Raw genomic sequence first — 14431 nt, 5'->3', positions numbered from 1 at the left:
ATCCATCAGCAAACGGCGTGATAAGAGACAAGATCCGTGCGCCGGTCAACGAGGGGAAATCGAATATGCTGAAGAAACTGACCAGTTTGGCCGCGACCTTGATCGTGGCCGCCGGTACGGCCCATGCCGAACCGGTTTCAGGCGGACGTGCAAACGTCGTCATCCAGCCGGAACCGCCCAGCCTGATGCTGGGCCTGGTGCAGAACGGTCCGACCCAGATGGTTGCAGGCAACATCTACGAAAGCCTGTTGCGCTACGACGAAAACCTGGAGCCGATGCCGCAGCTGGCAAAGTCCTGGGAAATCTCCGACGACGGCCTGACCTACACCTTCCACCTCTTCGACAACGTGAAATGGCACGACGGCGAGCCCTTCTCCTCAGCTGACGTGGTCTTTTCCGCAGACGTCTTCCTGCGCGAGACCCATGCCCGTCTGCGTACGTCGCTGGAACATGTGGAATCGATCACCGCTCCCGATGAAAACACTGTTGTCTTCAAGTTGAAGAACCCGTTCGGCCCTTTCATCGGAATCTTCGAAGGCGGCACCATGCCGATCGTTCCGAAGCACATCTATGAAGGCACCGACTACAAGGCCAATCCGGCCAACAATCACCCGATCGGGACCGGACCGTTCAAGTTCGTCGAATGGGTCAAGGGCTCTCATATCCTGCTCAAGAAGAACGAAGACTATTACGTCGACGGTCTTCCCTATCTGGACGAGATCTACTGGCACATCATTCCCGACGCATCTTCCCGTGCCGTGGCCTATGAAACCGGCGTTGTTGATGTTCTGCCGGGCGGCTCTGTCGAGAACTTCGACGTCAGCCGTCTCGCCAATCTGGAAAACAGCTGCATCACCGACAAGGGCTGGGAATTCATCGGTCCGCTGTCCTGGCTGTGGCTGAACAACCGGGAAGGTCCGACCGCTGATGTCCGGTTCCGCCAGGCGGTTATGTACGCCATGGATCGCGAATTCGCCAAGGATGCCCTGTGGAACGGCCTCGGCGCCGTTGCCCAGAGCCCGGTATCCTCGTCCACGCGGTTCTACACCGATGACGTGAACCATTACGACTACAATCCGGAAAAGGCCAAGGAACTCCTGAAGGAAATGGGCTACGACGGCACGCCGGTGCGTCTGCTGCCCCTGCCCTACGGAGAGACCTGGCAGCGCTGGGCGGAAGCTATCAAGCAGAACCTGGAAGAAGTCGGCATCAGCGTCGAAATGGTTGCGACCGACGTCGCCGGCTGGAACCAGAAGATCAGTGAATGGGATTACGATCTCGCCTTCACCTATCTCTACCAGTACGGCGATCCGGCTCTCGGCGTCGCCCGGACTTACATCTCCTCCAACATTGGCAAGGGCTCGCCCTGGAACAATGTCGAGGGATATGAGAACCCGAAGATCGACGAACTGTTCGAAAAGGCAGCTGTTGCGGTCACCAAGGAAGAGCGCCAGAAGCTCTACACCGAGGCCCAGCAGATCCTGACCAACGACGTTCCGGTCGCATGGCTTCTGGAACTCGGCTTTCCGACCATCTACCGCTGCAACGTCAAGGACCTCGTGACCACCGCCATCGGTATCAACGACGGCTTCCGCGACGCTTACATCGAAAAGTAAGATCCATCCCGCGCGGGTCCATCCGGTATCCGCGCGGGATTTCCCAACAATAATAATACACCAGAGGCCCGATGCTGCGCTTCATCGCCCTGCGATTGGTCAAGGCGGCGATCATCCTGATAGCCATCGTCACCTTGAACTTTTTCCTGATCCACGCCGCCCCCGGCGATCCCGCCGCCGTAATGGCCGGCGAGGCCGGGGCCGCTGACGAGATCTTCCTCAACCAGCTCAGGGAACAGTTCGGCCTCGACAAACCGCTCCTGACCCAGCTCGGGATTTATCTGAGCGGCGTCGTACAGCTGGACCTGGGCTTTTCCTACCGGCAGCAGATGCCCGTGGCCGATCTGATCCTGGACCGGCTTCCGGCGACGCTACTTCTGACGATCACCGCCTTCGTGATTTCGCTCGTCCTGGGCGTTCTCGCCGGCGTGCTTGCCTCCGCCCGCGTCGGCAAGTGGTCCGATACGATCATCTCCACTATTGCCCTGCTCTTCTACGCCACACCGCTCTACTGGGCGGCACTGATGGCGGTTCTGCTCTTTTCCGTCGAACTGAACTGGCTGCCCGGCTTCGGATACGAAACAGTCGGCGGCGGCTACACCGGCTTTGCCCGTGTCCTCGATATCGGCGAACACCTGATCCTGCCCGCCTTGACCCTCGGCCTGTTCTTCATGGCGGTCTACATGCGCATGACCCGCGCATCGATGCTTGAGGTCTCCACACTCGATTTCGTCAAGACCGCACGCGCCAAGGGCCTGAAGCCCGGCATCATTCAGTGGCGGCACATCTTCCGCAATGCCATGCTTCCCGTGGTCACGCTCGCGGGCCTGCAGGCAGGCCAGCTTGTCGGCGGCGCGGTCCTGACGGAAACGGTGTTCGCCTGGCCCGGGATCGGACGGCTGATGTTCGAAGCCCTCGCCCAGCGCGACTACAACGTCCTGCTCGGCGTCTTCTTCGTTTCCGCCGCCATGGTGCTCCTCTTCAACCTGATCACCGACATCCTCTACCGGGTCGTTGATCCCAGAATCAGGGCATCGTGATGCGGGACTTCTGGAAACGTTTCAAACGCAACCGCGGCGCCGTGGTCGGGCTGGCTATTCTGCTACTGGTGATGGCGATCGCAGTCCTCGCCCCGGTCCTGTTCCCCCAGTCTCCCTGGAAGATGGTGCAGCGTCCGTTCCTGCCGCCACTGACCATGGAAGCCCTGCCGCTCGGCACCGACACGCTTGGACGAAATGTGCTTGCCGGTCTCGCCTATGGCGCCCAGGTCTCCCTGCTCATCGGGCTGGTCTCTACAGTGGTGTCCCTGCTGATCGGCATTCCGATCGGCGCACTGGCCGGCTACTTCGGCGGCATTGTCGATGACGCCCTGATGCGGTTCACCGAATTCTTCCAGACAGTGCCGAATTTTGCGCTGGCAATCGTGCTCGTCGCCATATTCGAACCGAGCGTCCAGTCAATCATCGGGGCGATCGCCATCGTCAGTTGGCCGCCGGTCGCCCGTCTCGTCCGCGGCGAGGTGCTCTCCCTGCGCTCGCGCGAATATGTCGAGGCGGCGATCCTGTCGGGCCAGAAGAACAGCACCATCATCTGGCGCCAGATCCTGCCCAATACGCTGTCTCCCATCATCGTGCTTGCCTCCCTCATGGTGGCGACCGCCATCCTGCTGGAATCCTCCCTCTCCTTCCTCGGATTGGGAGACCCGAACCTCATGTCCTGGGGCTACATGATCGGGGCGGCGCGCACGGTGATCCGCCAGGCCTGGTGGCTTTCCTTCTTCCCCGGGTTCGCAATCCTGATGACGGTGCTTGCGCTCAACCTCATTGGCGAAGGTCTCAATGACGCCCTGAACCCGCGTTTGTCGAGAAAGGGGAAATAGGCCATGACCCAGTCCAAACCGGTCTTGCGCATCAACGGACTTCAGATCGCCCTTCCCGAAGGAGCCGACCGTCCCTTTGCCGTCGACGATGTTTCCCTTGAACTGAATGCAGGCGAGATCCTGTGCATCGTCGGCGAAAGCGGCTCAGGCAAGTCCATGTCCGCCAACGCCATGATGGGGCTCCTCCCCGATCTCGTGCATCCGACCGCGGGCGAGATCCTGTTCGATCACATGGATCTCCTGAAGCTGTCCGAAGACGAACTCCGCGACCTGCGCGGCCGAAAGATCGCCATGATCTTCCAGGAACCCATGTCGGCGCTCAATCCGCTGATGCGGGTCGACGACCAGATCATGGAAGTCTTCGAGGCCCATAACCTGCTGACACCGGCCCAGCGCCGAACCCGGGCCATCGAGCTTCTGACGGAAGTGGGGATTCCCGATCCGGAGAAAGCGGCGCGCGCCTATCCCTTCCAGCTCTCCGGCGGTCAGCGTCAGCGCGTGATGATCGCCATGGCCCTGGCGCTCGAACCGGAAATCCTGATCGCCGACGAACCGACCACGGCGCTCGATGTCACCACCCAGGCACAGATCCTGGAGTTGATCGCCAATCTTCAGGACCGGCACGGCATGGCGGTGATGTTCATCACCCATGATTTCGGCGTCGTGGCGGAGATCGCCGATCGGGTCGCTGTTATGCAATTCGGCAAGATCGTGGAACAGGGCAACGCAGATGATGTGCTCGACAATCCGCAGCATGACTACACCCGCAAACTGATCGCGGCGATCCCGACGCTCCATACCGGCGAAGCCCAGGAGACGGAAAAGACCAAGCCCATCCTGGAAGTGGTTGGTCTGACCAAAACCTATCGATCCGGCGGCGGGTTCTTTGGCGGTCCGGAACGCGTCGTTCATGCGGTCAACAAGATCAGCTTCGAACTGGGTATCGGCGAAACCCTCGGCGTCGTTGGTGAAAGCGGGTCCGGCAAGTCCAGCGTGGGCCGCTGCCTCGTACGCCTGCAGGATCCGGATGAAGGCTCCGTTCTCCTGAACGGAGAGGACATGGCCACGCTGACCGGAGAAAGGCTCCGGACCGCGCGCAAATCGATCCAGATGATCTTCCAGGATCCCTTCGCCTCGCTCAATCCGCGCAGCCGGGTCGGCCGCATTATCGCCGAAGGGCCCATCGCCCATGGCGTCCCTGCAAAGCAAGCCTATGACCGGGCGGCTGAACTGCTGCAGCTGGTAGGGCTCGATCCCTCGGCCATCGATCGCTATCCGCACGAGTTTTCCGGCGGTCAGCGTCAGCGCATCGGCATCGCACGGGCGCTCGCCCTGGAGCCGAAGATCATCATCGCCGATGAAGCCGTCTCCGCCCTGGACGTTTCCATTCAGGCCCAGGTTCTGGATCTCCTGGATGAATTGAAGCAGAGGCTCAATCTGTCTCTCGTGTTCATCACCCACGACCTCAGGGTTGCCGCTCAGATCTGCGACCGGATCGCCGTGATGCAGAAAGGCAATCTGGTCGAATTGGGAACCGCTGATGAGATCTTCAACAATCCCAAGAGCGACTACACCCGCTCCCTGATCGAGGCCATTCCGGGCCGCGAAAAGGAACTGGCAGCAGCCGGCTGAACCACATGACAGGATGCCTTCAACGTGGATGAGACTTTCCGCAAAGCGATACTGGAGTCCGTGGACGCCGGCTTCGAGGATCAGATCGCCTTCACCTCCGACCTGATCCGCTTTCCGTCCTTGCGCGGACAGGAGAAGCCTGCCCAGGAGTTCATTCAAAAGGAACTGGCGGAGCGTGGCTACGAAGTCGAGACCTTCGCCATCGATATCGACAAGATCCACGACCACCCCGGCTTCTCACCGGTGACCGTCGACTACACGGACGCGGTGAATGTCGTCGCGACCCACACACCGAAGGAAACCAAGGGCAAATCTCTGATCCTCAACGGGCATATGGATGTGGTGCCTGAAGGGCCCCATGACATGTGGGAAATCTCCCCGCCCTTTGAACCGAAATGCGTCGGTGACTGGCTCTACGGTCGGGGCGGCGGCGACATGAAGGCAGGGATCGCTGCCAATATCTTTGCGCTCGATGCCTTGAAGCGTCTCGGTTTTCAGCCGGCGGCCAAGGTTCACATCCAGAGCGTGGTCGAAGAAGAATGCACCGGCAACGGCGCCCTTGCCTGTCTGCTGGAAGGCTATACCGCCGATGCCGCGATCATCCCCGAGCCGGAAGACGAAATGCTGGTGCGCGCCAACTGCGGCGTGCTCTGGTTTGAAATCCTTGTCGCCGGCCATCCGGTCCACGTGCGCGAGGCTGGAACCGGCGCCAACGCGATCGAAGCGAGTTACCGGGTCATTGAAAGCCTGAAACGCATGACCGAGGAATGGAATGCGGAGAAGGTCAACTATCCTTATTTCGAAGAGCTCGATCATCCGATCAATTTCAACGTGGGCAAGATCGAAGGCGGAGACTGGGCGTCCACCGTCGCCGCCTGGTGCAAGCTCCATTGCCGGATTGCCATCTATCCGGGCGACGATCCCGCGGACCGAGCCAAACAGATCGAGGACTATCTCGCCGCCGATCTCGGCAACGACAGTTTCCTCGGCAACCGGCCACCGCAGGTGACCTGGAACGGTTTCTTCGCCCGCGGTTACGTTCTGGAAGAAAACACCGACGCGGAAAAGGCGCTCGCCGAAGCTCATAGGCACGCCACCGGCAACACGCTGGAGAGCTTCGTCACGCCCGGCTATCTCGATGCCCGTGTCTTCGTCATCTATGCCGGCATGCCCTGCCTGGTTTATGGCCCGGTGACGGAAAACATTCATGGGTTTGATGAGAGGGTCAGCCTGTCCTCAATCAAGCGCGTCACCGGCGCGATTGCCCTGTTTATCGCCGACTGGTGCGGACTGGAGCGGATCGGCCATGACGCACGCTGATACAACCTCGACGATCGTGGAAGGCGTCTACCTCGGAGAGCGCTATGATCTGGGGCCTTTCTACAGCCGGTTTTTCGAGCCCTATTCAGACCGGATCCGCCTGCGCAGCCCAAAGGACATCGACGACCCGGAAGCCATCCGCTTCGCATTGACCTGGTATCCGGCGGAAGACGCCTTTGTACCCTATCCCAATCTGAAACTGGCCTGCTCCATTGCAGCCGGGGTCGACAGCATTGTCGGCTGCCCGAGCCTGCCGCCGGAGGCGTACGTCACGCGCGTGCAGGACGACAACCAGGCAGACCTGATGGCCGGCTTCGCAGCCTGGCATGTCATCTGGCATCACAGGAACATGGGCTTCTATCTGAAGAACCAGGCGCAGGGGATCTGGAAACATCAGAATTTCGATGTTGCCCCATCCCCGCGCAATTACACGGTGGGTCTGCTTGGCTATGGCCTGATGGGCAAGGCAATGGGCCAGGCAATTGCCGCCATGGGCTTTCCCGTCGTTGCGGCGGTCCGCAACGCACCTGAAGGAGAACAGCATCCGGGCATTCGTTTCGAGGCAGGAGACGGGGCTGTCATGCGTACCGCCGCTCAGTCCCAGGCCCTGATCAACGTGCTCCCGCTGACCCCGGAGACGAAGGGCATTCTGAATGCGAACCTCTTTGCCGCCATGCCGCGCGGCGCGCGCCTGATCCAGCTCGGCCGCGGAGAGCACCTCGTCGATGCAGACCTGGATGCAGCCTTGAACAGCGGCCAGATCGGCGGCGCATCGCTGGATGTCTTTCACACGGAACCCCTGCCCTCCGACCACCCGTGGTGGAAAGACGAGCGCATTCTGATCACGCCGCATCAGGCCAGCGATTCCTCCCGCCGGCTCATGGCGGAACAGGTCGTTCAGGCCGCCTGCGACGTGGCCGCCGGCAGGAAACCACAAAACACGGTCGACCGGACCAGAGGGTATTGAGGCAGTCTCCCCATGAAAGCGATCTTTGACGAACGTCAACTCAAGCACAATCCGGCCCGCTATTTCCGCCGGGGCGCCTATATCCCCCATCCGGAGCAACCGGAGCGCGCGATCCTTATCCGCGACATGCTTTTGAAAAACGGCTTTGAGATCGAACCGCCGCAGGACCACGGCGAAGAAGCGATAAAGGCCGTACATGATCCGGACTACGTCGATTTCTGGAAGGACGCCTACGCGCGTTGGCGGGAAGCCGCAGGCGATGCCGAACCCATTCCGACCTATCACCCCGGACGCCGCGCCGGCCGCCGGTCATCGTCGATCTACGGCCAGCTCGGCTGGTATGCGACCGACACCTCGGTGCCGCTGACGGAAAATACCTGGGAGGCGATCTACTGGTCGGCACAGACGGCAATCGAAGCGGCCAGCAGGGTCATTGCGGGCGACCGGATGATCTACGGTCTGTGCCGCCCCCCTGGACACCATGCCATGTCGAACGGTGCCAACGGTTTCTGCTTCTTCAACAACGCGGCCGTCGCCGCGCAGGTCCTGCGCCAGGACTACGGCAAGGTCGCCGTGTTCGACATCGACACCCACACCGGAAACGGCACGCTCGATATCTTCTATGAGCGCGGCGACGTCTTCCTGTGTTCCCTGCATGTGGATCCGGACGTCTATCCGACCTACTACCTCGGCTACGCCGATGAGACCGGCGAAGGCGAAGGAAAAGGCACAACCTTGAACCTGACGCTCCAGCCGGGCGCAACGGAAGAGGAGATCCTCGGTCGGTTCCGGGAAGGCATCAAGGCCATTCAGGATTTCGGCACCGAAGCGCTGGTCATTTCCCTGGGCTTCGACATGGCCCAGGACGATCCGCTTTCGGAAGTCGGTATGACCGGATCCGGGTTTGAGACCATGGCGCGGGAGATCGTCCGCATGGGCCTGCCCACCGCCCTCATCCAGGAAGGTGGCTATCTTGGCCCCTCCCTGTCGAACAACGCGGAAATCTTCCTGACTGCCAGCCGCGACGAACTGGCGAAGATGCTGTAATCCGGCAAGCAACAATGGCGGAACTCTGGTCCCGCCCCACATCTCCCAGCTTCAGTCCAGTCGCATCAGCAGCCCGGCCATGAGCTTTGCCCGCTCGACCAAGCTGTCGATGAAGATGTGTTCATCAAGAGTGTGCAGGCCGCGACCACGCGCACCGATGGAATCGAGCGTCGGAATACCCATGGCGCCGGTGAAATTGCCGTCGGAACCGCCTCCCGCACTGCCATGCGTCAGGTCGAAGCCGATTTCCTTCGAGATATCGCGAGCGAGTTCGTACATCTTCATCGTTCCCTCGCTCGGCTCCCAGACTGGCCGCGTCACGCCACGTGTGACTTCGAAAACGACACCGCTTTCCTCGCCGTTCAAGGCAAGCATGCGTTCAACGCCGACATCCAGGTCTTCCTGACGCTTCGCCATGCTGAGGACTTCCGCCTCACACAGCGAAGACACGCAGTTGACCCATTGCCCGCCATGGACGACTCCGACACTGTAAGTACAGTCGGGCGTGGTCATTGCCTCGATCTCCAGGATCTTCTTTGCCATGGCGGCAATAGCTGACCGGCCGTCTTCCAGTGCCCAACTGGCATGGCTCGGCTTGCCCTGTGTCTTCAGATTAAAACGGGCAATGGCATAACGCCCGGTCACCGCACCGCCATCGGCACTGGCCGGCTCAGGCACCAGCACATATTTGTTCTTCTTTGCCTCGGCTTCGATCAGATCCCGGGTAGAGGGTGTTCCAACCTCTTCGTCCGGCGTGAACAGGATCGTCACCGGCAAGGGCGTTTCAATGCCCGCCTGTGCCAGTTTCTTGAGCGCCTCGATTGCAAGGTAGTTCCCGCTCTTCATATCCATGACGCCCGGGCCGTAACACTTGCCCTCCGTAATCCGCCAAGGCAGGACATCCAGCGTTCCGATCGGATGAACCGTATCCAGATGGCCTGAAATCAGGATCCCGGGCTTGCCGGCATCCTTGTGCGGAAAGGTCGCCCGGACGGAACCGCCGAACCCCATGCGTCCAGGGATCCGTTCGATGGACGCGCCCGCGGCAACCAGATCGTATGTCGCCAGATCCATCATCCGGTCGACGGCAGCTGCATCATAGGTCGGGCTTTCGCATTCGACCCAGGGCTTGAGCCCTGCCAGAATCCGGTGGGTATCGAAATCGAAACGATCAAAAGACAAGGCAAATCTCCGGGGTTGCTGGGACGGAAGCTTTAGAAATCATGCGGTTCCGCAGCACCGGTTCGCACGAAAACTCCTGGTCCAATTGTTAAAGCATTACAGCGCCTTGGTCCATCAATGCCCGACGAATTGATGATCTGAAACAAGCCACCGCCTGCAGAAAATGACACCCGCTGTCCGACCCCGCTGCCCACTACGCACTCAGCCAATCCAACCAGCTATCCGCCAGATATGTTTTAGATAATCCGGAATTATCAGGGGAGATCCGAAATTATCCTGACTTTATTGGACCTTTAGCGGGGAATTGTTGCCTCTAGAGGCAGGGCTATCCGGCAGCGATATATCGCCCCTAGTATTGCAGCAACCGGCCATATTTTTCCGGCTTTGCGGAAATCGGATAGCTGGCTTCCCAATCTCGGTTTAACTTGCGCCAAGGAGTTGATTCCTTAGAGGCAATTCAGCTGTGCCCGATACCGGGACCACAGAATCCAAGCCTTTTTTTAAAGCGCTGACAGAAAATAATGCATCCATTACTGGTTTTGAGTTCGCAAGACTTCCTCATTCGCCATCAAATGTCATTACCGAGCGCCCGAGCGGTCCGCCGTGCCGCGCTGCTGGCGACGGCCCTGACAGGCTGCCTTTCATTTGTACCGCTGATGATGGCCCCTGCCCTGGCCGATAACATCACAAATACCAATGATAGCGGGGCTGGTTCGTTCCGGGCGGCTGCGGGCTCGAACGCCCTGAATTTCATCGGACTGACCGGAGCCCAGACGATTACACTGACATCGGGGACGGTCACGCTGACCAACCCAGGGACAACAAGTCTTTTACTGACCGGCGGCACGGACGATCTGACCATCGAAGGCAATGACATCGCCCTCGACATCGGTAACAACACTTTAAACATCAGTGGAACCGGGACCCCGCTGTCTCTGACCATCAACTCGAACATTACAGGCAGTGGCGCGCTGCGTATCGGCGATCCCGACTCCGACCTCACGGTCACGCTCGGCGGCACCAACACCATGGTCAAGACAACGGGCGGCGTCGGCAACACCCTGGCGCCGGTATCCATCCGGGTGGAGACGGGTGGTACTGTATCGATTGCCAATAGCGCCGCCCTCAGTAGCGGCAAACTAAGCCTTTCAAACGGCACGCTTGCCGTCACCGGGGCCACCACAATCAGCAATCAACTCTACCTCGACAACAACGGCGGCACGATCAACAACAGTGCCGATGTCACGATCTCGGGTGTCATCTCTGGCTTTGATGGCCTCACCAAATCCGGTGCCGGCATCCTGACCTTGACCGGTAACAACACCTATACCGACGGCACGACTATCACCGGTGGAACCTTGTCTGTCAGTTCCGACAGCAATCTCGGCTCTGGCACTGTTACCTTTAATGGCGGCAACCTTGCCATTACCGGCGCCACGACCATCAACAATGCGATTGCCCTTTCCTCCAACGCCACGATCACAAACAGCGCGGATGCAACCCTTTCGGGCGCGATCTCCGGTTCCGGCAATCTGACCAAGTCCGGCTCAAGCACACTGACGCTGACGGGTAACAACTCGTCTTATAGCGGAACAACGACGATTTCCTCCGGAACGGTATCGATCGACGTTGCACAGAGACTTGGATCCGGCAGCTTGACGCTCGCGGGGGGCACTCTGGCACTGACAGGAACCAGCTCCACGACCATCTCAAACTCGATCTCGACGACGAGCGCGTCAAGCACCATCGACGTTGCCAGCGGGAAAACTGTCGGGGTTGCAAGCAGCATTTCAGGTGCCGGCGGACTGACCAAATCCGGGGCTGGAACGCTGGAGCTGACCAACACAAATTTATATTTGGGCACCACCACCATCAGCGGCGGAACCCTCCTGATTTATAGTGGCAGCATCGACGGGACCAGCGGCCTCACGTTCAATGGCGGTAACCTGGAAATCGGCGGCGCTACAACCATTAACAAGACTTTCGTGCTCAACTCCGACGCCACGGTCACGAACAGCGCGGCTGTTACCCTTTCCAATGTGATCTCCGGCAGCGGCGGACTGACAAAGGCCGGTTCCGGCACGCTGACGCTCTCGGGCAACAATACTTTCAGTGGCACCACAACCATCACTGGCGGCACGCTTTCCGTCAGTTCGGACGGCAATCTGGGGACAGGAGCACTGACCCTGAACGGCGGCAACCTTGCCATCACCGGCGCCACGACCATCGACAACGCCATGGTCCTCAGCGCCAACGGGACGATCACCAACTCGGCGAACGCGGCTATCTCGGGCAATATCTCCGGCACAGGTGGGCTGACCAAGGCCGGCACCGGGATTTTGACCCTTAGCGGCACCAACACGTTTACGGGTGTTGCGACGGTGACGGCGGGGACGCTGAGGATCACCGGCGGCGGCTCGAACAACCTGGGCTTCACGGTCAATGGCGGCACCCTTGACCTGAACAACTCCAATCTCACGGTAGCATCGCTGTCCGGGACAGGGGGCAGCGTTACTCTGGGCAGCGCGGCCATGACCGTCTCGCAGAGCACGGACACAAGCTATGCGGGCGGAATCTCCGGGACCGGCAGCCTGATCAAGTCGGGAACGGGCATGCTCACGCTCACCGGTTCCAACAGCTATTCCGGCGGCACGACGATTTCCGGCGGAACACTGCAAATCGGCAATGGCGGGACAACGGGCAGCATCTCGGGTGACGTCACAAATAATAGCGTTCTCGTTTTCAATCGCTCCGACGCCGCGACTTATGCCGGAGACATTTCCGGCACCGGCAGCCTGACCAAGTCTGGTAGCGGCACGCTCACGCTGACGGGCAGCAGCAGCTATTCCGGCGGCACGACGATCTCCGGCGGAACACTGCAGATCGGCGACGGCGGCACCAGCGGCAGCATCGCCGGCGACATCACCAACAACAGCGCCCTGATCTTCAACCGCTCAGGAACGCTCACCTACGGCGGCGTGATCTCCGGCACCGGCACATTCACCAAATCCGGAGCCGGCAACCTGATCCTGACGGGCGCCAGCACCTATACCGGGACCACGACGGTTTCTGCCGGAACGCTCTCGGTCAACGGCAGCCTTGCCGGCAGCGTCAACCTCCTCTCCGGCGGCACGCTCGGCGGCTCCGGCACGGTCGGCGCGGTGACCACGACTTCCGGCAGCACCATTGCCCCGGGGAATTCCATCGGCACGCTCAACGTCGCCGGCAATGCCGACTTCGCCTCCGGCACCACCTATGCGGTCGAGGTCGACGACGCCGGCAATTCCGACCTGCTTAGCGCAACCGGAGCCGTGACCATCGACAGCGGCGCCACGGTCAGCGTTTCCCCGGAAAACGGTACCGACGACGGCACGACCTATGCTACGTCCACCACCTACACGATCCTCACCGCAGCAGGCGGCTTGACCGGCACTTTCGGCTCGGTCTCCGACAGCTTCGCCTTTCTTGATGCTTCCCTTGGCTATGACGCCAACAACGCCTATCTGACACTCCTGCGCAATGACTACACCTTTACCTCCGTCGCAAGCACTTCGAACCAGAGCGCGATAGCCAGTTCCCTCGACAGCCTCGGCAGTGGCAACAGCCTCTATGATGCCGTCGTCGTGCTCAGCGAGGCCAGCGCACGGGCTGCCTTCGACAGTCTTTCCGGCGAGATCCATTCGTCCGCCAGCGGCCTGCTGCTGCAGGAAAGCCGCTTTGGCCGTGATGCCGTCGGCGCCCGGATCCGCTCGGCCTTCGATGGGCTGGCAGCAAGCGACATGCCGATGGTTGCCTTTCACGGAGACGGCGGCGCGCCAGAGACGGCCAAGGGGGCAGTCGCCTGGGGGCAGGCCTATGGCAACTGGGGCCGGACCGGCAGCGACGCTAATGCAGCAGCTTTGGACTATATCAGCGGCGGCTTCTTCCTCGGCCTGGACGCAGATGTCTTCAACGGCTGGCGCGCCGGTGTCCTTGCAGGCTTCGGCACATCCCAGTTCGACAGCGATGCCCGCGCCTCTTCCGGTGATGCCGATAACTATACGATTGGCGCCTACGCAGGCCGTCAGTCCGGCGCGTTCGGCGTGCACCTTGGCACGTCTTTGACCTGGCACGACGTGTCCACCACGCGCAACGTCACTGCCGGCGCGCTCAACAATACGCTGAAGGCCAGCTATGATGCGGCGACCGCGCAAGCCTTCGGCGAGTTGGGCTATAAAATCGACACGGTCTATGCCCGGTTCGAGCCCTTCGCCGCTGCCGCCCTCATCCATCAGCACAGCGATGGCTTTACCGAGACCGGCAGCGCGGCGGCGCTCACCGTGTCGTCGTCATCGCAGACGCTTGGGGTGACGACCCTGGGGCTGCGGGCGGACCGGCACTTTGCTACCACGGAAAGCCTCTCGGCCTCCTTGCACGGCATGCTTGGCTGGCGTCATGCCATCGGCAATGTCACTCCGGGCATGGAGATGCGCTTTGCCGGCAGCAATGCCTTCACCGTCGCAGGCATCCCGATCGACCGTGACACGGCCCTGATCGAGGCGGGCCTGAAGCTCGATCTGAACGACGGGGCAAGGTTCACCTTCAGCTACCAGGGCGAGCTCGGTTCCAAAACCCAGGACCATGGCGCACGCGCTGCCTTCGCCTTGTCGTTTTAGGACATCCCAGCCGCCCCGGCCCTGGCCGGTGCACTCCACTCAGTTAGCTTTTGCGCCTCTAATGCGGATGGTTACGCCGCTAACGCGTCCTTAATGCTTGCAGAACACAATGAGAACAGGTATGGTACGTTCA

9 protein-coding genes are annotated in these 14431 nt (G+C 60.6%); 8 read left to right on the top strand and 1 reads right to left on the bottom strand.

Annotation, left to right across the window (positions count from 1 at the left end; all coding sequences use genetic code 11):
• Positions 1 to 65 precede the first annotated feature (65 nt).
• The 7 genes from ABIN98_RS19600 (at position 66) to ABIN98_RS19570 (ending at position 8461) form a co-directional block, all read left to right on the top strand.
• Positions 66 to 1616, top strand: coding sequence for an ABC transporter substrate-binding protein (locus ABIN98_RS19600; protein ID WP_346912256.1), 1551 nt, complete (start codon positions 66 to 68; stop codon positions 1614 to 1616).
• Positions 1617 to 1687: 71 nt separating this feature from the next.
• On the top strand, positions 1688 to 2656 hold the full coding sequence (locus ABIN98_RS19595) for an ABC transporter permease (protein ID WP_346912254.1): 969 nt from the start codon (positions 1688 to 1690) through the stop codon (positions 2654 to 2656).
• Positions 2656 to 3495: an ABC transporter permease gene (locus ABIN98_RS19590; protein ID WP_346912252.1), complete on the top strand. Its 840-nt coding sequence runs from the start codon at positions 2656 to 2658 to the stop codon at positions 3493 to 3495. Before ABIN98_RS19595 ends, ABIN98_RS19590 begins: the two co-directional genes overlap by 1 nt.
• A gap of 3 nt (positions 3496 to 3498) precedes the next feature.
• Positions 3499 to 5127 (top strand): ABC transporter ATP-binding protein, encoded by a 1629-nt coding sequence (locus ABIN98_RS19585; protein WP_346912250.1) that lies wholly within the window; start codon positions 3499 to 3501, stop codon positions 5125 to 5127.
• A gap of 24 nt (positions 5128 to 5151) precedes the next feature.
• Positions 5152 to 6447: an ArgE/DapE family deacylase gene (locus ABIN98_RS19580; RefSeq protein ID WP_346912248.1), complete on the top strand. Its 1296-nt coding sequence runs from the start codon at positions 5152 to 5154 to the stop codon at positions 6445 to 6447.
• Complete coding sequence (locus ABIN98_RS19575; protein WP_346912246.1) at positions 6434 to 7414, top strand: NAD(P)-dependent oxidoreductase; 981 nt, start codon at positions 6434 to 6436, stop codon at positions 7412 to 7414. The genes ABIN98_RS19580 and ABIN98_RS19575 overlap by 14 nt, the downstream gene beginning before the upstream one ends.
• A gap of 12 nt (positions 7415 to 7426) precedes the next feature.
• Positions 7427 to 8461, top strand: a complete 1035-nt coding sequence (locus tag ABIN98_RS19570) for a histone deacetylase family protein (RefSeq protein ID WP_346912244.1) — start codon at positions 7427 to 7429, stop codon at positions 8459 to 8461.
• A 51-nt stretch (positions 8462 to 8512) separates the two neighbouring features.
• Here the strand turns inward: ABIN98_RS19570 and ABIN98_RS19565 are convergent, their stop codons facing one another.
• Complete coding sequence (locus ABIN98_RS19565) at positions 8513 to 9643, bottom strand: M20/M25/M40 family metallo-hydrolase (protein ID WP_346912242.1); 1131 nt, start codon at positions 9641 to 9643, stop codon at positions 8513 to 8515.
• Positions 9644 to 10215: 572 nt separating this feature from the next.
• Between ABIN98_RS19565 and ABIN98_RS19560 the strand changes: the two genes are divergently transcribed.
• Positions 10216 to 14298 (top strand): autotransporter-associated beta strand repeat-containing protein, encoded by a 4083-nt coding sequence (locus tag ABIN98_RS19560; protein WP_346912240.1) that lies wholly within the window; start codon positions 10216 to 10218, stop codon positions 14296 to 14298.
• Positions 14299 to 14431: the final 133 nt, after the last annotated feature.

Source organism: uncultured Roseibium sp. (assembly GCF_963675095.2).
In the GTDB taxonomy this organism is placed as follows: Bacteria; Pseudomonadota; Alphaproteobacteria; order Rhizobiales; family Stappiaceae; genus Roseibium.
Note: the sequence above shows the minus strand (reverse complement) of the source record. Positions and strands in the feature narration are given on the sequence as shown.